This window comes from Sphaerisporangium fuscum (assembly GCF_018531465.1).
Classification (GTDB): domain Bacteria; phylum Actinomycetota; class Actinomycetes; order Streptosporangiales; family Streptosporangiaceae; genus Sphaerisporangium; species Sphaerisporangium fuscum.
Map to the genome: position 1 here is coordinate 106,181 of NZ_JAHDTF010000014.1, position 17,848 is coordinate 124,028.

The window sequence follows — 17,848 nt, forward strand, 5'->3', positions numbered from 1 at the left end:
GCCACTCAGGTCGCCGACATCAACTCCTCGTGGAAATCGCGCACGGCGGCGTGGTCCGGCCAGCGGTGAAGGAGTTCGGTGTCGAGGGTGCGTAGTTCGCGGTGGATGCGGGCCGAACCTGTCTGCTGGGCGACGCCGAGTGCCTCGCGACCGAGGTGGGCCGAGCGGTCGGGGTCTTGTTCGGCCTGGACGACGGCTACGGCGAGCTTGGCTGTGAGGTGCCCGCGATCCCGGGCGAGGTTGTCGGGAAGCTTGGTGATCTGCTCTTCCAGAATCGTCACGGCGGTGTCCGGTCGCCCGGCTGCCCTATGGCACACGGCGGACTGCTCCTGGAGAGTGTCGAGGTCGTAGTGGTGCAGATACACCGGCACATCGGGGTGCGTGACCTGCGGGTGTTCGCGAAGGGTCTCAGCCGCCTCGTCCAGCAGGTCGAACGCTTCCTTGTGCTCGCCGAGCATCACCTGGCCACGCGCCTGCTGCTGGGCCGCCAGGGCGCTGAGCTTGGGTTCCAACCGAGCCGGGTCGCGGCGGGAAGCGGCGGCGTATTGCACGACGACGGTGTAGTCGTGCGTCAGGCAGGCGATGTTGGACTGACGTACCAGCATGTAAGCCGCCATCTGTTCATCCCCGGCGACCTGGGCCCACTCGGCGGCCCGTCGGGACCAGGACATCGCCGCCCGTAGCTCTCCAAGGTCTTGGTGAAGCCATCCGGCCATTTCCGCGTACTGCGCGAGGACCTGCAGGAGCGGATCGACATGCGCGGTACGAGCGCGGCGGCGTAGATCGTCGAGGACATCGATCTGCGCGAGTACCGGTCGCAGCAGAGACCGCGGGCCGAGGATCTTGTCAGCGGCGAAGTGCTCAGCCAGGACGCGACGGAAGTACTCGACGACCTGGGCGTCGACCCGGGCCGGTTCCTCGATGGCCTGGGCGACGCGCCGGGTCTGATCGGCGTCCCCTAGGACGGGCAGTACGGAGGTGAGCGCTCCGGAGGCCAGCAGATGGGCGAAATCACGACGAGAAAGGGTCACGCGCACGGTCCTTCCCTCGGGCGTCTGCATGTCCAGGATGACCGGCTCGTCTTTGTCGACGCCAGTTACCTGAACGAGGGAAGGGGCAGCCGAGGGGGGCTCGGCCGCCTGCCGCAACACGATGAGCAGCCCGCCGGCGGTCAAGGCTCTATCCAGTGCGCTCGCCTGCTCATGCGGGATGAGGATCTCTCCGTGTTCGGCGCGGGAGATGCGGGTGTGGTCGTACAGGGCGCGTCGGCCGAGCTCCCGCTGCGTCAGGCCCGCCTGCTCTCTCAGGTGCCGTAGAGCCAGGCCGATCATGCGGGCGCTCGTCGCGTCGTGGTGAGAGTGCATCGGTACCAGCTCCTCCCTGATGTTGCCGGCGTGTTGCCGCAACACCGGTTCTCTGGCGGTCCAGCGGCGGCTGGGACGACGATCCGTACCGACGGATGATCGGAGCGTAACCGCCACCGGGTCGGGGACGCATCCGGTTCCACCGCTTCTCGATGTCATCCGCCGCTCAGGTGCCGTGATCAGAAAGGGCAGTCCGTGTCAGCTCGCAACCGTGAACTCTGGGAGGTCCCGCAGTGAGGACGATGGGTTTTCTCGGGTCCGTCGATCTTCTCGGCCGGCTCAGCTCGGTCGCGGTGGCGCGGGCGTACGTACGCTCGCTGCTGCTCACCGCCGGCCGCCGGGCCGTCGACGACGTTCAACTGCTGGTCGGCGAAGTCGTCGCCAACGCCGTACGGCACTCGGCGTCCGGCAGCAGACCGGACGGGATGGTCGAGCTGCGGGTGTACGACGACGGCGAGACCGTGCGGATAGAAGTGACGGACGAGGGCTCGGACGCCACCATCCCTCAGGTCCCGGCTCAGATCGACCCGCTCAGCGAAGGCGGCCGCGGCCTCTGGCTGGTGCGGGAGTTGTCCCGCGACTGGGGCTGGAGACAGGACGGCACCCACCGCACCGTCTGGTTCGACATGACGCCCTGATCCGGTCGTACCTCGCGCTCTCGAGGACAGACCCGACGACCAGACCCGAGCTTCCGCACCAATCTCCACTTCGACAGGACGAAAAGAAGCCACGATAGTTCCGGCCGGACAATCGGCTTCTCCACGCACCACCCCGAAACCCGTATCGGTACCGAACGGAAGGAATGCCATGCAAACACAGAACAGACACCCCTGGGGTTTGACCCGAGTAATGCCTCTCCCACTATTGGCCGAGGCGCCGTATCGGCCGTACCGTGTTGAACTTGACCCGGTTACTCAAACCGGTATATATCGCGACACCGAAACCGGAGACATCATCGAAGCGGGTAAGCACGGCACGAACAAGCAGACCTCGAAGTCCACGGCAACCACGGGCCAGGACGGAGCGAATCCGACAAGCGACAGCGATTCCGTCATGGATTACGACAACGACTGACATGGATATGGAGCTTCCAGTCCTCACGGTGACCGGCCTGGAAGACGTCACGGCCGATCTGGTGATCCAGCGTCTGTACGATCGCGGCGTTCCGGTGGTCCGGCTCGATCCCGGGGACTTCTTGATCGCAGGATCAGGAGTGAGGATGTCGGCGCAACTCAACGCCACGGGTCTGAGCGGACTGATCAGCACGCCCAGTCGGGAGCTCGCTCTCGAGCGGGTGCGGGCGGTGTGGTGGCGCCGCCCCACTCCCTACCAGGCCTCACCGAGAGCGCCTGGCCGTGACGTCGCTTTCGCCGTGGCTGAGGCACGCTTCGGCTTCGGCGGCGTACTGGCGGCTCTTCGTGATTGCCTCTGGGTCAATCATCCTTGGCACAACCAGGCAGCCGAGTACAAGCCGGGGCAACTCGTAACGGCCGCCGAATGCGGACTCACCGTTCCGTCGACGTTGATCACCAACGATCCCCACCAAGCTCGAACGTTCGCCGAAGACTTCGCACCCGTCGTGTACAAACCACTTCGCCATCCGCTCCAGAAGGATATGAACGGCGGGAATGGAATGATATGGGTACGGGCTGTGGATCCAGTCGAGCTTGATGACACCTTGTCCGTTACCGCGCATATGTTTCAGGCAAAGGTGGAGAAGGTGGCCGACATACGAGTCACCGTGGTCGGCGAGAAGGTGTTCGCGATCCGCATCGACAGTGGGCTGCTGGATTGGCGGGCCGACTACGACACTCTCACCTATACCTTGGTTCCATGCCCGCCTGCGCTGGAGTCGTCCATCCGACGATACATGCGGAGCTACGGCCTGATGTTCGCCGCTTTCGACTTTGCGCTCACCCCGAACGGCGATTGGGTCTTCCTGGAGTGCAACCCCAACGGGCAGTGGGCCTGGATCCCAGAGCAGGAACCGGTTGTGGCCGACGCCCTGGCCGATCTTCTGGAGAGAGGGAGGCCGTGACCGCTCTACGATCCGCACGCCTGCGGCAAGCCCTGGTCACACGGCTGATGACCGAAGGTTACGTGCACGACCGGAGATGGGCGGAGGCCGTTGGGACGGTTCCCCGTGAGGCCTTCCTGGGTGGCGCGGTCTTCCGGGCGACGAACACGGAGAGCGGCACGTTGTGGACCCCTCTGCGACGCGGTGATGTGAGCGCCGAGGAGTGGGCGGAGCTGGCCTATGCCAACCAGACCTGGGTGACCCAGGTCGGTGGTATCACGGCCATCGAGGCACTACAGCCGATCGCCGGTGCTCCGACGTCCTCGTCCACCTTGCCCGGCATCGTCGTCCGGATGCTGGAGATCGCCCAGATCGCCGACGGCGACAGCGTGCTGGAGATCGGAACAGGCACCGGATATTCCACCGCCTTGCTGTGCCGGCGGCTCGGCGACAGGGCAGTGACCTCGATCGAGTACGACCCGAGTGTGGCACGGCAGGCCGAGGAAGCGATCTCTTCGGCCGGATACGCCCCCACACTGGTGGTCGGTGATGGGCTCGCGGGTTACGACGAGAACGCCGAGTACGATCGCCTGATCGCGACCTGCTCGGTTCGCTACGTCCCCGCGGCCTGGCTCTGGCAGGTACGCGACGGCGGCACCATCACCACACCGTTCTGGGGATGGATGAACGGCAGCGGCCTCGTCCACCTCACCCTTGCCGATGACGGCACCGCGTCCGGACGTTTCGATCCGTTCGGCGTGGCGTTCATGCCTGCTCGTCCGCACGTCGCCCCTCCTCTCTCGCACTACCTGATCGGCCGTGGAGAACAGCGGGAAAGCAGGATCGACCCGAACATTCTGGACGACACGACCGGCCTGTTCGTCGCCCAGCTCGGCGCACCATCGGCGCAACGCATGGGGACCGGAGACGAGACCGTCCTTCTCGACGTCGCCACCGGTTCCCAGGCCACAACCCGATCTGATGGCGCGGGCGGTTGGACGGTGCGTCAGCACGGCCCTCTACGGCTGTGGGACCAGGTGGAACAGGCCGTCCTGACCTGGCAGGAAGCCGGTCGTCCACCACAGTCCTCCTTCGGTCTCACGATCACGAGCGATCGCCAGTACGTGTGGTTGGACGACGACGGCGGGCCGAATTGGAACCTGCCCGCCTGAACAGAGAGTCAGAGGTCGATGGGGAGGTGGCGGGGGCCGCGGAGCATGGCGCTGCGCCGGTACGGGGGCGGGTCCTGCGCCAGGGTCGCGGTGCCGAGGCGGGGGATCAGCGCGCCGAGCGCGATCTGGGCCTCGACCCGGGCGAGCGGTGCGCCGTAGCAGATGTGGACGCCGCCGCCGAAGCCGAAGTGCTGGTTGTCCGGGCGGGCGGGGTCGAACCGCTCGGGGTCGTGGAACCGTCCGGGGTCACGGTTGCCCGAGGCCAGCACGAGTACCAGGGGCGCGCCCTTGGGGACGGTGACGCCCGCGACGTCGATGGTGGCGAGGGGGGTGCGCTGCCGCAGATGGACCGGGGGTTCGTAGCGCAGCAGTTCCTCCACCGCCATGGGGAGCAGGCCGGGTTCACGGCGCAACCGGTCCAGCTGATCGGGGTGGCGCAGCAGGGTGAGCACTCCGTTGGTGATCAGATTGACCGTGGTCTCGTGCCCGGCGACGAGCAGGAGGACAGCGGTGGCCGCCAGTTCCTCCCGGGTGAGCGGTCCGGCGGGATCCGTGTCGTTGACGAACGCGGACAGCATGTCGCCATCGGGCCGGCCGCGGCGCTGCTCGGCGAGGTCCACCAGGTACCGGCCCATCTCCGCGAGGGCCTGGGCGCCGGCTCGCCGGCGTTCGGTGGGATCCTCGCCAGGCTTGATGTCGGCGAAATCGATGATCGTCTCGGACCACTCGCGGAAGACCGGCTCGTCCTCTCGCGGCACGCCGAGCAGCCGGCAGATGACGGTCACGGGCAGCGGGTAGGCGAAGTCCTCGACGATGTCGACCCGCGTGCGGCCGTCCAGCGCCGTGATCAGTTCCTGGGTGATCGCGGCGATCTCGCCGCGCATCGCGTCCACGCGGCCAGGGGTGTGCGGCGGCCCGAACGGCCGCATGGCCAGGCCGCGGAGCCTGTGGTGCTCGGGGTCGTCGAGCCGGATGAAGGAGATCTGCTGCTCTTCCAGGAGCACGCCGCGGTACTGGGCGGCGAGGTTGCGGGGATCGGCGCTGATCCGCGGGTCGTGCAGCAGGGCCGTGATGTCGTAGTAGGTGCCGACCAGGTAGCTTCCGTCCGTCTGCCGTACCACCCCGGCCTCGCGGAGTTCCGCGTACAACGGGTAGGGGTCGGGGCGGTTGGCGTAGTCGGTGATGCGCTCCAGCAGGGTGTCGACGGCCATGCGGCGCTCCTCGTGGCAGGGAAGGGACGACAGGGGTCAGCCGGGCCGCACCACGGTGAGCCGCCGGTCGGGCAGGTAGCCGGTGAGCGCGACGGTGGGACCGTGGAAGAGCCCCCTGGGGTCCGGCACGTTGGAGGGGACCGGGAACTCGGTCACCAGCGGACGGCCGTCGGCCGCGCCGGGCCCGGGCGGGAACGGGGCGGCCATCTCGATCAGGCCCTGGTAGTACTCCAGCCATTTGCCCATGTTGACGGTGACCGCCGCGGTGACCCGGCCCTGGTGGCCGTAGACCGCCACCAGGCGGCGTTCGCCCAGCGAGCCTTGGGCGACGACCACCTGGTCGGAGAAGGTGGGGACGCCCACCGACTTGATGTTGATCCCGAACTGGCTCGACCAGAAGACCGGGACCGCCAGGTGGGGGCGCCGCGACGGCCCCGTGTTGACCATGTTGTGGGCCGCCACCCCGGCCTGCTCGACCGCGTTGCCCCAGTGCTCCAGGGAGATCATCTGGTACTCGAAGAGCGGATGCGGGAAGCGGGCGACGTCGCCGGCCACGAACACGTCGTCGGTGACGATCCCGTACCTGTCGAAGACGCGGCACCCCGCGTCGCAGGCGATCCCGAGCCGGCCCGCGGCCAGCCCGGAGTCCGCCAGCCATTCGGTGTTGCGGACCGCCCCCATGGCGACGACGCACACGTCCGCGTCGACGCGGCTGCCGTCGGACAGGTCCGCGCCGGTGAACCGGCCGTCCCCGCGCAGCGCGGTGACCGTCACTCCACAGCGCAGGTCCACGCCGTGGGCCCACTGAAGGGCGGCCGCGAGCTTCGACAGCGTCCCGCCCAGCGCGCCCACCAGCGGCCCGGGGCCCCGCTCGGCGACCGTGACCTCGATGCCCAGCTCCCGGCAGGCCGAGGCGATCTCCGAACCGGTGAAGCCCGCGCCGATCACCAGCACCCGCCGCGGCCCTGCGGCCAGCCGCTCGGCCAGACGCCCGGCGTCGTCGCTGGTCCGCAGGGTGACGACCCCGTCCAGGGCGGCCTCCGCCGGGTCGGGCCAGGGCCGCGCCCGCGTCCCGGTGGCGATCAGCAGCCGGTCGTAGGGGACCGGCTCGCCGTCGGCCAGCAGCACCTGCTTGCCGACCGGGTCCAGCCCCGTGGCGCGCACCCCGAGCCGCCACTGCGCGCCGGGGTCCCGGCGCACGGGCAGCGCGGTGGCGTCCGCCGCCACCTTGCCGAGCAGCACCTGTTTGGACAGCGGTGGCCGGTCGTACGGCGGATGCGGCTCGTCGCCGATCACGGTCAGCGTCCCGGCGAAGCCCTCCTCGCGCAGCGTCTCGGCCGCCCGCAACCCGGCCAGCGACGCCCCCACGATGACGATGCGGCCCTGGCGGAGGTCATCGCGCACCGGCGCTCACCTGCTCGCCCACGAGGATGGCCTGGACCGGGCACGCCGCCGCGGCCTGGCGTACACGGTCGAGCTGCTCGTCCGGTACGGCCGGGTCGTACAGCAGCGTCTCCTCCCCGTGCAGCTCGAACACCTCCGGCGCGAGGAACACGCACTGCGCATAGCCCTGGCAGCGGGGGAGGTCCACGACGATCCGCATCCCAGGCCACCCCCTCCGTCGCTGCGGCCCTGATCAGCAGTGTCGCGCACCTCCCCCGTGTCCCGTTCATACCGGCCCGCGCGTTGCCCCAGCCCAGACGCTTCGTTGGGCAGAACGAGTGCATACGGCCACCCGGGTGGCGGAGCGACCGTTGGGCGTGAGGTGGCCTACGCGATCGACGCATGGCTTTTCGTGGCGCGCGGGGATCGTCCGCGCGTGATCACCGGAACTGTCGGTGCTGCTGTGTAGCGTCCGGGTCATGTTTCTCGGACTTCGGACGGTCGTCTATCCCGTCGACGACCTGCAGGCCGCCAAACGGTGGTGGTCGGCGGTGCTCGGCATCGAGCCCTACTTCGACGAGCCGTTCTACGTCGGCTACAACCTCGGCGGCTACGAGCTGGCCCTCGACCCCGACGGGCACAGTGAGAACGGCCCCGGGCCCGTGACCTACTGGGGCGTGGAGGATGTCGACCAGGCGGCCGCCGCCCTTCAGAAGGAGGGAGCGAGCGTCCATGCCGCCGTCACCGACTACGGGGGCGGGATCCGAACCGCCATCCTCAAGGCTCCGGACGGCACGCTGGTCGGAGTGATCGAGAACCCGCACTTCCCCGGCCCCGTGCCGGTGAACTGAGGTCGGAGGGTCTTCGCGCCGGACGACCTGACGGTCACGGCGAGCAGCCGCTCCAGGTGGCGTGGCGGTCAGGGTCGCCACGCCACCTGGACAGAGGTCAGTCGTTGAGGTGCTCGCGGAGGTAGGACTCGACCTGGTCGAGGGCGATGCGCTTCTGGGCCATCGAGTCGCGCTCGCGGACCGTCACCGCGTGGTCCTCCAGGGTGTCGAAGTCGACCGTGATGCAGAACGGGGTGCCGATCTCGTCCTGGCGGCGGTAGCGGCGGCCGATGGCGCCGGCGTCGTCGAACTCGACGTTCCAGCGGCGGCGGAGCCTGGCGGCCAGGTCGCGGGCCTTGGGCGAGAGGTCGGCGTTGCGGGACAGCGGCAGCACCGCGGCCTTGACCGGCGCGAGGCGGTGGTCGAGGCGCATGACCGTGCGCTGCTCCATGACGCCCTTGGCGTTCGGCGCCTCGTCGACGGTGTAGGCGTCGATCATGAAGGTGAGCGTGCAGCGGTCGACACCGGCCGCCGGCTCGATGACGTACGGGATGTAGCGCTCGCCGGTCTCCTGCTCGAAGAACGACAGGTCGGTGCCGGAGGCGGTGGCGTGGGTGCTGAGGTCGAAGTCGGTGCGGTTGGCGACGCCTTCGAGCTCACCCCACTCGGTGCCGGTGAAGTTGAAGCGGTACTCGACGTCGACGGTGCGCTTGGCGTAGTGGGCCAGCTTGTCCTTCGGGTGCTCGAACAGCCGGAGGTTCTCGGGGTTGATGCCGAGGTCGACGTACCACTTGTAGCGCTCGTCGATCCAGTACTGGTGCCACTCTTCGTCGGTGCCGGGCTTGACGAAGAACTCCATCTCCATCTGCTCGAACTCGCGGGTGCGGAAGATGAAGTTGCCCGGGGTGATCTCGTTGCGGAACGACTTGCCGATCTGGCCGATGCCGAACGGGATCTTCCTGCGCGAGGACTGCTGGACGTTCAGGTAGTTGATGAAGATGCCCTGCGCCGTCTCGGGCCGCAGGTAGGCCAGGCCCGACTCGTCCTCGACCGCGCCGAGGTAGGTCTTCAGCAGGCCGCTGAACATGCGGGGCTGGGTGAAGGAGCCCTTGGTGCCGCAGTTGGGGCAGGTGAGGTCGGTCAGGCCGTTCTCGGGGGCCTTGCCGCCGTGCTTCTCGGCGTAGGCCTCCTCGAGGTGGTCGGCGCGGAAGCGCTTGTGGCAGGACTGGCACTCGGTCAGCGGGTCGACGAACTCCTTGACGTGACCGCTGGCCTCCCAGACCTCGCGGGCGAGGATCACCGAGGAGTCGAGGCCGACGACGTCGTCGCGGCCCTGCACCATGGACTTCCACCACTCGCGCTTGACGTTGTTCTTGAGCTCGACACCGAGAGGACCGTAGTCCCAGGACGCGCGCAGGCCGCCGTAGATCTCGCTCGACGGGTAGACGAGCCCGCGGCGCTTGGCGAGGCTGACGATCGTGTCCATGATGTCGGTACGGCGGGCCATCAAGATGCTCCATCCGGCTGGCGGTCGGGGTTGGGTCTGTCGATCAGAGGGCGCGTCACCTGCCCGATCTCCCTCAAGCTTAGGGGAACCGACGACGCGACCCGCCCACAATCAGCGCCGGACGAGCAGAGATGCTCAGGGATTGGTCCCGAGGATCTCGAAGGCGCTCGGCTCGTTGATCATCAATGTCATGAGCGGGTACATCTCCATGCGTGCCGCCGAGAGCGCGCGGCGGTAGAACCCGGCGCCCTCCCACTCGCTGACCAGCGCCCACAGATCGGGCTCGTCGACCGATCTGCCGATGCGCCCGCCGAGGTACCCGGCCTGGGCGGCCAGCGTGCCGAGGATGACCCGGGCCTGTTCGGCGAACTCCTCGGCGCGTGCGGCCGGGACGGTGTACCTGATGACGGCGAGCATGCCGTTCAGGATGCCAGCAGGCGCGGGGCTCCTGCGCCACCGCCCCGGCGTCGCCGTGCGCGCCGGGGTGCCGCGGCGGGGGCTCGCGACGTTAGGCTCGATCCGTGGCCGACAAGCACGATCCCCGCGACTCCTCGCCCTCCTCGCGCAAGCGGGCCGTGCCCGCCCACCCGCTGGCCCGTGACCAGGGGCGGGGCGCCTCGAACGGCCCGGGGTCCGGGAGGGCCCGGGCGGGCCGGCCGCTGCCGGGGGGAGAGCACTTCATGACGCCGGGCGCGACCGGGCTGCGGCGGGCGGTCGAGGAGAAGAGCGCCACCCCGCTGGTCTTCCTGTACGGGCTGCCGCGCTGGATGCCGCCCGTCGCGCTCGTGGTGCTGCTGCTGGTCGGCTTCGTCGTGCCCGACTGGCGGGGCGGGATCGCGGTGCTGCCGGTGCTCGCCTTCGTCGGCTGGCTGGCCTACATGTCGTGGCCGTCCCTCGGCCCCTGGGCGCGCATCCTGCGCGTCGCGCTGGCGACCTTCCTCGTCGCCCTGGCGGCCGAGCGCTTCGGCCTGTTCTGAGGGCCGGCGTCCATCAGGCGGTGGATCATGACGAATGTCATGGACGAGTGATGGGCGATCTCACTGCCCCGGCCGGGTGGCCGGCGGCCAGCATTGCCTGCATGAAAGCTTCTGACAGAGACCCCCTCGCGACGGGTCTGGACCATCCGCGCGCTCTGCGGGCGTTCCGCAACCTCAAGCTCCTCGCCGGCGGCTACCTCGGCCTGAGCGTGATCACCCTGGTGACCATCGCCCTGCTCCGCGACGACGGGGCGGCGGTGAACGACGCGGCCTGGGTGCGGGGAACGATCGTCGTCCTCAGCGCCCTGCTGACGTTCGCCTTCACCCTCCGCGCGGCCCGCGGCTCCCGTAAGGCGTACCTGCGGCTGCGCATCATCTCGGCGGTGATGGTGGTGGCCATCGCGGTCATCATCGCGCTGCCCGGCCTGCTCCCGCTGTGGATGAGGATCGAGCAGGGCGTCTGCGGCCTGCTCCTGGCGGGTGTCGCCGTGATCGTCAACGGCGGGCACCTGCGGTCGCTGTTCGCCAAGTGAACGCGGGCGGGGCCGTGAAGGGCCTCGGTCCTGCGCGGTCCACCGGTGTCGTCCCGCTGTCCGGCCGCCGGGGGCGGGACGGTGTTAGCGTGCCCGTCATGGACGAGGCCGTGACAGGGCCAGCCGACCCGGCGGCGGGCGGGGACCCGCTGCGGTGGGTCCGGGGATGGCGCCGCATGGTGCTGGCGGCCGGGATGTTCGTCTACCCGGTCGTGACGGCGGTCGGCGTGGCGCAGAACTCCGCGGGCGCGGGCGCGGTCGCCGGGTACGCGATCGTCGTGGCCTTCTGCGGGTGCTACGTGCTCGCCGGTGCCGCGTTCGTACGGCGCCACCTGCCGCGGCTCTGGTCGTCGCTCGGGGCCATGGCCGTTTTGTCGGCCGCCGCGCTGCCCTTCGCCCGGAACTCCGCCCTGTATCTGTTCGCTGTGGTCGCCTCGTTCACGGCCGTCGTCGTGCGGCGGTACATAGTGGCGATCGTGACGGCCGGCGCGCTGGTCTGTGTTCTCGTCCCATGGGCCGTGCGCCCCTGGCACACCGGGCCCGGCTGGCTGGAGGCGCTCATGATGATCTTCACCACCCTGACCGTTTACGCGTTCGCCGAGATCGCCCGCGCCAACCTCGCGCTGCGGGAGGCGCGGGCCGAGGTCGCCCGGCTGGCGTCGGAGGCCGAGCGGGCCCGGATCGCCCGTGACCTGCACGATCTGCTGGGCCATTCGCTCACCGTCATCACGATCAAGAGTGGTCTGGCCCGCCGGCTCGCCGCCAGCGGCTCACCGCGTTCGGCCGACGAGATCGCGGAGGTCGAGAGCCTGTCGCGCCAGGCGCTGACCGAGGTCCGGGCGGCGGTGTCGGGCTACCGGGAGGTGTCCCTGGCCGGCGAGCTGGCCCGCGGCAGGGAGCTGCTGAGCGCGGCCGGCGTCGTCGCCGACCTGCCCACGGCCGCCGAGGTGGTCGACCTCGCCCACGAGGAGCTGTTCGGCTGGGTCGTGCGCGAGGGCCTGACCAACGTCGTCCGCCACGCCCGCGCCACCAGGTGCGCCGTCACGCTGTCGGCCACTCACGTGGAGATCCGGGACGACGGCGTGGGACGCCCGGCGTCCCACGGGAACGGCCTCGCCGGGCTGCGGGAACGGGTCGCGGCGGCCGGCGGCAGCGTGGAGGCGGGGCCGGCGGCCCCGCGGGGGTGGCGGCTGAGAGTGTCACTGGAACCTGCGGACGGGAGCCGCGCATGACGATCCGGTTGCTGCTGGCCGACGACCAGGAGCTGATCCGCACCGCGTTGTCGGCCCTGCTGGAGCTTGAGGAGGACTTCGAGGTCGTGGCCTCGGTGGGCCGGGGGGACGAGGTCCTCGCCGCGGCCCGCGCGTACCGGCCGGACGTGGCGTTGCTCGACATCGAGATGCCCGGGCTCGACGGGCTGGCCGCGGCGGCGGTGCTCACCGCCCAGGTGCCCGGCTGCCGGGTCGTGATCCTCACGACGTTCGGCCGGGCGGGCTACCTGCGCCGGGCGATGGAGGCGGGCGCCGTCGGGTTCGTCGTGAAGGACGCCCCGGCGGAGGCGCTGGCGGACGCGATCCGCCGGGTGACGGCGGGAGAGCGCGTCGTCGATCCGGCGCTGGCGGCGGCGACGCTCGCCGCCGGCGAGTCCCCCCTCACCGCGCGGGAGCGCGACGTGCTGAACGTGGCACGCTCGGGCGCCACCGTGGCCGAGATCGCCGCCAAGCTCTACCTGTCGGAGGGAACCGTGCGGAACTACCTGTCGGCGGCCATCGCCAAGACCTCGGCGCACAACCGGATGGAGGCGGTGCGTGTCGCGGACGAGCGCGGCTGGCTGTAGCCACCTGGAACAAGATTCGGCTCTGCCGGGTTCTCTCCGTTCGGCACCTCTCTCCTTCTGAGGGTTCCGGCGCCGGGACGATTTTGACAACGGTTTTCATTCTGGCGCATACTCAAGGGCGTGATGCCCTATTCGTCCAGGTACACGCGGCGCAAGCCGTCCGGCTACCTGAGCCCGAAGACCCTGGCCGCGCTCCTGTGCGGCGCCGCGCTGCTCACCGCGACCGCCTGCTCGCAGGGCGGCTCCGCCTCGGCGCAGGGCTCGGGCAAGCCGAAGATCCTGGCCGCCTTCTACCCCCTCGAATGGATCTCGACCCGGGTCGGCGGGACGGACGTCTCGGTCACCGGCCTCACCCAGCCGGGCGTCGAACCGCACGACCTGGAGCTCACGCCCCGGCAGATCGCCGACATCGAGCAGGCCGATCTGATCGTCTACATCAAGGGCGTCCAGCCCGCGGTCGACGAGGCCGTCCAGGAACACGCCCAGGACAAGGCCTTCGACGCCGCCTCCACCGTCACCACCCTTCCCGCCACCGGCGAGCCGGAACACCAGGACGCCCACGAGCAGGTCGGCTACGACCCGCACATCTGGCTCGACCCCGCGAGGCTCGCCACGGCCGTCACCGAGCTCGGCAAGAAGCTCGGGCAGGTCGACGGCGCCCACGCCGCCGCGTACACCTCCCGCGCCCAGGCGGCGGCCGGCGACCTCGGCGCCCTCGACAAGGAATTCCAGCAGGGCCTGACCACCTGCCGCAGCCACACGATCGTGACCGGCCACGCCGCATTCGGGTACCTGGCCGACCGCTACAAGCTCAAGCAGGTCGGCATCAGCGGCATCGACCCCGAGAGCGACCCCTCCCCCGCGCGGCTCGCCGAAGTGGCCGGGGTCGCCAAGCGGGAACAGGTGACTACCATCTTCACCGAGGAACTCGTCAGCCCCAAGGTCGCCGAAGTCCTCGCCAAGGAGGTCGGCGCCAAGACGGCGGTTCTCAATCCTCTGGAGAGCCGTCCCAAGACGGGGGACTACCTGTCCGCCGCGCGCGCGAACCTCGCCACCCTTCGCACCGCACTTGGATGTTCATGACGCCCTCAGTCCAGGCGACAGGCGTGACGCCGCAACAGTCCCCGGCGGTCACACCGCCCGCCTTCGCCATGGCCGCCGGCCATGTCAGCCTCGACGGGCGGCCGGTCCTGCGCGGCATCGACCTTCGCATCGCGCCCGGCGAGGTGGTCGCCGTGCTCGGCGCCAACGGCTCCGGCAAGTCCACCCTGATCCGCGCGCTGCTCGGCCTCACCCCGCTGTCGGCCGGCTCCGCCGAGCTGTACGGCGAGCCGCCCGCCCGGTTCCGCGACTGGTGGCGCATCGGGTACGTGCCGCAGCGGCTGTCGGTCGGCGGCGGTGTCCCGGCCACCGTGCGCGAGGTGGTGGCCTCCGGCCGCGTCGCCCGGCAGCGCCGCCTGCGCCGCACCAGCGCCGACGACCGCTCCGCGGTCGCCCGGGCCCTCGACGCCGTCGGCCTCACCGACCGGGCCGGCGACCCCGTCGGGCGGCTCTCCGGCGGCCAGCAGCAGCGGGTGCTGATCGCCCGCGCGCTGGCGGGCGAGCCCGACGCCTTCGTGATGGACGAGCCGACCGCCGGCGTCGACGCCGAGAACCAGCGGCAGCTCGCCGGCACCCTCACAACCCTCGTGAAACAGGGCAAGACGGTGCTGCTGGTGGCGCACGAGCTCGGGCCGATGGAGCCGCTGATCACGCGGTCGGTCGTCCTGCGCGACGGCCGTATCGCCTTCGACGGCGCGCCGCCCGACGAGCCCGGCTGCCACCCCCACCCCGGCCACGAGCACGACCGCGTCCATGCCTACGACGTGTCCGGCGGCCCGATGAGCTCCGGAGCCGCGCAGTGATCGAGATCTTCGCCTACGACTTCATGACGCGGGCGCTGGTCGCGGCGCTGCTCGTCGGCCTGGCGGCCCCGGCCGTCGGCACCTTCATCGTCCAGCGGCGCCTCGCCCTGCTGGGCGACGGCATCGGCCACGTGGCGCTGACCGGCGTGGCGCTCGGCTTCCTGACCGGTACGGCACCGGTGCTCACCGCCGTCGCGGTGTCGATCCTCGGCGCGATCACGATCGAACTGGTGCGCGCCCGGGGCCGTACGACCGGCGACGTCGCCCTCGCCCTGCTCTTCTACGGCGGCATCGCAGGCGGCGTGATGCTGATCGGGCTCGCCCCGGGGGGCAGCAATTCGACGCTGACGTCCTATCTGTTCGGTTCGATCAGCAGCGTCACCACCGAGGACGTGTGGGTCATCGCGGTGCTGGCGGCGTTCGTGCTGGGCGTGGTCGCGGTCTTCGGGCGCGAGCTGTTCGTGCTCTGCCAGGACGAGGAGGTCGCCAAGGTCAACGGCCTGCCGGTGCGCTTCCTGAGCCTGCTCATCGCGGTGACCGCCGCCCTGACCGTCGTGATCGCGATGCGCGTGGTCGGGCTGCTGCTGGTCAGCGCGCTGATGGTCGTCCCGGTCGCCACCAGCCAGCAGGTCACCAAGGGCTTCACCGCCACCATGTTCCTGGCGATGGGGATCGGCGTGGTGTCGACGGTCGGCGGGCTCACCGGCGCGTTCTACGCCAGTGTGGCGCCCGGCGCGGCCATCGTCCTGCTCGCGCTGCTCGGCTTCGTGATCGCCCTCGGCGTGGGTAGATTCACCAGGCGGGGCCGCGCACGGCAGGCCGGCCCGTGACCCCCTGGCCACCTCGCACACAGGAGCGCACTCCATGACGAGCCGCCGCGAAGCGGTGCGGGAGATCCTCGCGCGCAGCGAGGGCTTCCGCAGCGCGCAGGACATCTACGCCGAGATGCGTGCCGACGGCGCCAAGATCGGGCTGACCACCGTGTACCGGGCCCTGCAGTCGCTCGCCGGCGCCGGGCAGGTGGACGTGCTGCGCACCGACGACGGCGAGTCGGTCTACCGGGCCTGCCTCACCGGCGGCCACCACCACCATCTGGTGTGCCGCCGCTGCGGCCGCACCGTCGAGGTGGCGGGGCCGGCCGTGGAGCGCTGGGCCGAGGCGGTGGGCGCCGAGCACGGGTTCACCGCCATCACCCACACCGTCGAGGTCTTCGGCACCTGCCCTTCTTGCAGGGCTGTGGCATCCGCCGGCTGAGCTGTGCTCGTGCTTGACTGCCTCGCTCCGCTCGGCGGCTCACTCCGGGGCGGGGGCGCGGCGGGTGGCGTGGAGGCTGGTGGCCGTGACGATGGCCAGCACGCCGACGATGACGCCCAGCGAGACGAGCGTGGGGATCTGCGGCAGCCAGGTCCAGATGCCGTGCGCCCAGTGCAGTACCAGCTTGATGCCGATGAAGGCCAGGATGACGGCCAGCCCGTAGTTCAGGTGCCGCAGCTTCGTCAGCACCCCCTGGAGCACGAAGTAGAGCGCCCGCAGGCCCAGCAGGGCGAAGGCGTTGGTGGCGAAGACGATGAACGGGTCCTCGGTGACGCCGTACACCGCGGGCACCGAGTCGACGGCGAAGACGATGTCGGTGGCGAACACGGCCGCCGCGGCCAGCGCCAGCGGGGTCAGGGCCCGCCGGCCACCCTCGCGGACGACCAGGCGGGTGCCGCGGTAGTCGTCGGTGACGGGCATGAAACGGCGCAGCAGGCGCACCATGCGCATGGAGGAGATGTCGACCTCCTGCTCGTGCCCGCCCATCGCGTCCTTGAGGATCTTCCCGGCGGTGGCGACCAGGATCGCCCCGAACAGCAGGAACGCCCAGGTGCCGCTCTGCAGCACGGCGGCGCCGAGCGCGATGAAGATCACACGTAGCACCAGCGCGCCCGCGATGCCGTACAGCAGCACCCTGCGGGCCAGCGCGCTCGGCACCGCGAAGGCCGTCAGCAGCAGCATGAACACGAACAGGTTGTCCACCGACAGCGACTTCTCCACGACGTACCCGGTGAAGAACTCGACTGCGGGCGTGGAGCCGAAGGCGCCCCACAGGTAGGCGCCGAAGCCGACGGGCAGCAGCAGGTAGAAGACCGACCAGCCCACCGCCTCGCGCATCCGCTCCTCGTGCGGGCGCCGGGTGAGCACGAAGTCGAGCGCCAGCAGCAGCACCAGCGCCCCCGCCGTGATCGCCCACAGGCTCGGCGAGGCGATGCTCTGGATCGGGGCCGCCGACAGATCTGCCCGGACGGGCATGGAACCTCCTCGAACGCACACGTCGTCGTTCGAGGTCTCCTTCACCCGCGTGGTGGGGCGGCCGCCCGGGGACGCCCCTGGGACGTCCGTACTGACCGGGGCGGCGCTTGCGAAGTACTCCCCTCGGCACGTCCCAGGCTAGCCGAAGCCGGGCCCGCGGCTCCACCTCGCGTCCGGGCGCCGGTCCCCGGCGGACACGCCATACTGGTCGTAGGAATCGTTCACCGCCATGCCCGCGCCCCGCCGAGCAGGAGACCACATGCCATTCACCCATGACATGGTGTGCTCGCTCGCCGCCGTGGCCGACCTCGTCAACAGCGCGCCCGAGATCGGCGGCGCCGACGCCCTGAGCGACATCGCCGAGCTCGGGGCCTACGTCAAGAGGCACAAGCTGAGCGGCGTCGACGGCGTGAGCCCGGCCGACCTCGAGCAGGTGCGGGCCCTGCGCGAGACGTTCCGCGACGTCTTCGCCGCCCCCGATCCGGCCGCGGCCGTCGCGCGGCTGAACGTGCTGCTCGAACGCACCCCGATCACCGCGCACCTCACCGAGCACGACGGCTGGCCCCTGCACGTGCACTACTTCGCCCCGAGCGCCTCGGTGGCCGAGCGGCTGGCCGCCGACTGCGGCGTGGCCCTGGCCCACCTGCTGGTGGAGGGCGAGTGGGAGCGGATGCGCACCTGCGCCGCCCCCGACTGCGAGAAGGTCTTCGTGGACGAGTCGCGCAACCGCTCGCGGGTCTACTGCGACAGCCGCACCTGCGGCAACCGCATGCACGTCGCCGCCTACCGGGCCCGCCGCCGCGCCTGACGCGGGCCCGGCGGGG

21 protein-coding genes are annotated in these 17,848 nt (G+C 70.4%); 14 read left to right on the forward strand and 7 right to left on the reverse strand.

Annotated elements, in window-relative coordinates:
* Nucleotides 1-5: 5 nt before the first annotated feature.
* Nucleotides 6-1,364, reverse strand: coding sequence for a helix-turn-helix domain-containing protein (locus tag KIK05_RS18225; protein WP_214411935.1), 1,359 nt, complete (start codon nt 1,362-1,364; stop codon nt 6-8).
* Nucleotides 1,365-1,606: 242 nt separating this feature from the next.
* On the opposite strand from KIK05_RS18225, the gene KIK05_RS18230 reads away from it, so the two are divergent.
* The 4 genes from KIK05_RS18230 to tgmC all read left to right on the forward strand — a co-directional run bounded on the left by KIK05_RS18230 (nt 1,607) and on the right by tgmC (nt 4,553).
* Nucleotides 1,607-2,002 carry an ATP-binding protein gene (locus KIK05_RS18230; protein ID WP_214411936.1) on the forward strand — a complete coding sequence of 132 codons (396 nt, stop codon included), beginning with the start codon at nt 1,607-1,609 and terminating at the stop codon, nt 2,000-2,002.
* A 169-nt stretch (nt 2,003-2,171) separates the two neighbouring features.
* Nucleotides 2,172-2,438 (forward strand): putative ATP-grasp-modified RiPP, encoded by a 267-nt coding sequence (tgmA, locus tag KIK05_RS18235; protein ID WP_214411937.1) that lies wholly within the window; start codon nt 2,172-2,174, stop codon nt 2,436-2,438.
* A 28-nt stretch (nt 2,439-2,466) separates the two neighbouring features.
* Nucleotides 2,467-3,402 carry an ATP-grasp ribosomal peptide maturase gene (tgmB, locus tag KIK05_RS18240; protein ID WP_308249979.1) on the forward strand — a complete coding sequence of 312 codons (936 nt, stop codon included), beginning with the start codon at nt 2,467-2,469 and terminating at the stop codon, nt 3,400-3,402.
* Nucleotides 3,399-4,553 (forward strand): ATP-grasp peptide maturase system methyltransferase, encoded by a 1,155-nt coding sequence (gene tgmC, locus KIK05_RS18245; protein WP_308249980.1) that lies wholly within the window; start codon nt 3,399-3,401, stop codon nt 4,551-4,553. The genes tgmB and tgmC overlap by 4 nt, the downstream gene beginning before the upstream one ends.
* A gap of 8 nt (nt 4,554-4,561) precedes the next feature.
* On the opposite strand, the gene KIK05_RS18250 is transcribed toward tgmC, so the two are convergent.
* The 3 genes from KIK05_RS18250 to KIK05_RS18260 are packed head-to-tail and all read right to left on the reverse strand — an operon-like array spanning nt 4,562 to nt 7,367.
* Nucleotides 4,562-5,764 (reverse strand): cytochrome P450, encoded by a 1,203-nt coding sequence (locus tag KIK05_RS18250; RefSeq protein ID WP_214411938.1) that lies wholly within the window; start codon nt 5,762-5,764, stop codon nt 4,562-4,564.
* A gap of 36 nt (nt 5,765-5,800) precedes the next feature.
* The gene (locus KIK05_RS48910) at nt 5,801-7,168 is read right to left on the reverse strand and encodes an NAD(P)/FAD-dependent oxidoreductase (protein WP_214411939.1); all 1,368 of its coding nucleotides are present in this window, start codon (nt 7,166-7,168) and stop codon (nt 5,801-5,803) included.
* A complete protein-coding gene (locus tag KIK05_RS18260) occupies nt 7,158-7,367 on the reverse strand; it encodes a ferredoxin (protein ID WP_214411940.1) in 210 nt (69 codons plus the stop codon). Before KIK05_RS18260 ends, KIK05_RS48910 begins: the two co-directional genes overlap by 11 nt.
* Before the next feature lie 259 nt (nt 7,368-7,626).
* Between KIK05_RS18260 and KIK05_RS18265 the strand changes: the two genes are divergently transcribed.
* Nucleotides 7,627-7,998 carry a VOC family protein gene (locus KIK05_RS18265; RefSeq protein ID WP_214411941.1) on the forward strand — a complete coding sequence of 124 codons (372 nt, stop codon included), beginning with the start codon at nt 7,627-7,629 and terminating at the stop codon, nt 7,996-7,998.
* A gap of 97 nt (nt 7,999-8,095) precedes the next feature.
* Here the strand turns inward: KIK05_RS18265 and KIK05_RS18270 are convergent, their stop codons facing one another.
* The gene (locus KIK05_RS18270; protein ID WP_214411942.1) at nt 8,096-9,484 is read right to left on the reverse strand and encodes a glycine--tRNA ligase; all 1,389 of its coding nucleotides are present in this window, start codon (nt 9,482-9,484) and stop codon (nt 8,096-8,098) included.
* Between the two features lie 135 nt (nt 9,485-9,619).
* The gene (locus tag KIK05_RS18275; RefSeq protein ID WP_214411943.1) at nt 9,620-9,901 is read right to left on the reverse strand and encodes an antibiotic biosynthesis monooxygenase family protein; all 282 of its coding nucleotides are present in this window, start codon (nt 9,899-9,901) and stop codon (nt 9,620-9,622) included.
* A 104-nt stretch (nt 9,902-10,005) separates the two neighbouring features.
* Between KIK05_RS18275 and KIK05_RS18280 the strand changes: the two genes are divergently transcribed.
* The 8 genes from KIK05_RS18280 (at nt 10,006) to KIK05_RS18315 (ending at nt 15,989) form a co-directional block, all read left to right on the forward strand.
* On the forward strand, nt 10,006-10,461 hold the full coding sequence (locus KIK05_RS18280) for a DUF6703 family protein (RefSeq protein ID WP_214411944.1): 456 nt from the start codon (nt 10,006-10,008) through the stop codon (nt 10,459-10,461).
* 101 nt (nt 10,462-10,562) lie between these two features.
* The gene (locus tag KIK05_RS18285) at nt 10,563-10,994 is read left to right on the forward strand and encodes a hypothetical protein (RefSeq protein ID WP_214411945.1); all 432 of its coding nucleotides are present in this window, start codon (nt 10,563-10,565) and stop codon (nt 10,992-10,994) included.
* A gap of 98 nt (nt 10,995-11,092) precedes the next feature.
* Nucleotides 11,093-12,226, forward strand: a complete 1,134-nt coding sequence (locus KIK05_RS18290; protein WP_214411946.1) for a sensor histidine kinase — start codon at nt 11,093-11,095, stop codon at nt 12,224-12,226.
* The gene (locus KIK05_RS18295; RefSeq protein ID WP_214411947.1) at nt 12,223-12,831 is read left to right on the forward strand and encodes a response regulator transcription factor; all 609 of its coding nucleotides are present in this window, start codon (nt 12,223-12,225) and stop codon (nt 12,829-12,831) included. Before KIK05_RS18290 ends, KIK05_RS18295 begins: the two co-directional genes overlap by 4 nt.
* 123 nt (nt 12,832-12,954) lie before the next feature.
* Nucleotides 12,955-13,914 carry a metal ABC transporter substrate-binding protein gene (locus KIK05_RS18300; protein ID WP_214412086.1) on the forward strand — a complete coding sequence of 320 codons (960 nt, stop codon included), beginning with the start codon at nt 12,955-12,957 and terminating at the stop codon, nt 13,912-13,914.
* Complete coding sequence (locus KIK05_RS18305; protein ID WP_214411948.1) at nt 13,911-14,735, forward strand: metal ABC transporter ATP-binding protein; 825 nt, start codon at nt 13,911-13,913, stop codon at nt 14,733-14,735. The genes KIK05_RS18300 and KIK05_RS18305 overlap by 4 nt, the downstream gene beginning before the upstream one ends.
* The gene (locus KIK05_RS18310; protein ID WP_214411949.1) at nt 14,732-15,565 is read left to right on the forward strand and encodes a metal ABC transporter permease; all 834 of its coding nucleotides are present in this window, start codon (nt 14,732-14,734) and stop codon (nt 15,563-15,565) included. The genes KIK05_RS18305 and KIK05_RS18310 overlap by 4 nt, the downstream gene beginning before the upstream one ends.
* 34 nt (nt 15,566-15,599) lie before the next feature.
* A complete protein-coding gene (locus tag KIK05_RS18315; RefSeq protein ID WP_214411950.1) occupies nt 15,600-15,989 on the forward strand; it encodes a Fur family transcriptional regulator in 390 nt (129 codons plus the stop codon).
* Between the two features lie 39 nt (nt 15,990-16,028).
* Here KIK05_RS18315 and KIK05_RS18320 read toward each other — a convergent pair whose 3' ends face one another.
* A complete protein-coding gene (locus KIK05_RS18320) occupies nt 16,029-17,024 on the reverse strand; it encodes a TerC/Alx family metal homeostasis membrane protein (protein ID WP_214411951.1) in 996 nt (331 codons plus the stop codon).
* A gap of 259 nt (nt 17,025-17,283) precedes the next feature.
* Between KIK05_RS18320 and KIK05_RS18325 the strand changes: the two genes are divergently transcribed.
* Nucleotides 17,284-17,832 carry a CGNR zinc finger domain-containing protein gene (locus tag KIK05_RS18325; protein WP_214411952.1) on the forward strand — a complete coding sequence of 183 codons (549 nt, stop codon included), beginning with the start codon at nt 17,284-17,286 and terminating at the stop codon, nt 17,830-17,832.
* Nucleotides 17,833-17,848: the final 16 nt, after the last annotated feature.

Excerpts from the sequence above, each read along its gene's own strand:
- KIK05_RS18225 (WP_214411935.1), bottom strand. The coding sequence starts at position 1,364 with ATGCACTCTCACCACGACGCGACGAGCGCCCGCATGATCGGCCTGGCT.
- KIK05_RS18230 (WP_214411936.1), top strand. The coding sequence starts at position 1,607 with ATGGGTTTTCTCGGGTCCGTCGATCTTCTCGGCCGGCTCAGCTCGGTC.
- tgmA (WP_214411937.1), top strand. The coding sequence starts at position 2,172 with ATGCAAACACAGAACAGACACCCCTGGGGTTTGACCCGAGTAATGCCT.
- KIK05_RS18250 (WP_214411938.1), bottom strand. The coding sequence starts at position 5,764 with ATGGCCGTCGACACCCTGCTGGAGCGCATCACCGACTACGCCAACCGC.
- KIK05_RS18260 (WP_214411940.1), bottom strand. The coding sequence starts at position 7,367 with ATGCGGATCGTCGTGGACCTCCCCCGCTGCCAGGGCTATGCGCAGTGC.
- KIK05_RS18265 (WP_214411941.1), top strand. The coding sequence starts at position 7,627 with ATGTTTCTCGGACTTCGGACGGTCGTCTATCCCGTCGACGACCTGCAG.
- KIK05_RS18270 (WP_214411942.1), bottom strand. The coding sequence starts at position 9,484 with ATGGCCCGCCGTACCGACATCATGGACACGATCGTCAGCCTCGCCAAG.
- KIK05_RS18275 (WP_214411943.1), bottom strand. The coding sequence starts at position 9,901 with ATGCTCGCCGTCATCAGGTACACCGTCCCGGCCGCACGCGCCGAGGAG.
- KIK05_RS18285 (WP_214411945.1), top strand. The coding sequence starts at position 10,563 with ATGAAAGCTTCTGACAGAGACCCCCTCGCGACGGGTCTGGACCATCCG.
- KIK05_RS18290 (WP_214411946.1), top strand. The coding sequence starts at position 11,093 with ATGGACGAGGCCGTGACAGGGCCAGCCGACCCGGCGGCGGGCGGGGAC.
- KIK05_RS18295 (WP_214411947.1), top strand. The coding sequence starts at position 12,223 with ATGACGATCCGGTTGCTGCTGGCCGACGACCAGGAGCTGATCCGCACC.
- KIK05_RS18300 (WP_214412086.1), top strand. The coding sequence starts at position 12,955 with ATGCCCTATTCGTCCAGGTACACGCGGCGCAAGCCGTCCGGCTACCTG.
- KIK05_RS18305 (WP_214411948.1), top strand. The coding sequence starts at position 13,911 with ATGACGCCCTCAGTCCAGGCGACAGGCGTGACGCCGCAACAGTCCCCG.
- KIK05_RS18315 (WP_214411950.1), top strand. The coding sequence starts at position 15,600 with ATGACGAGCCGCCGCGAAGCGGTGCGGGAGATCCTCGCGCGCAGCGAG.
- KIK05_RS18320 (WP_214411951.1), bottom strand. The coding sequence starts at position 17,024 with ATGCCCGTCCGGGCAGATCTGTCGGCGGCCCCGATCCAGAGCATCGCC.
- KIK05_RS18325 (WP_214411952.1), top strand. The coding sequence starts at position 17,284 with ATGCCATTCACCCATGACATGGTGTGCTCGCTCGCCGCCGTGGCCGAC.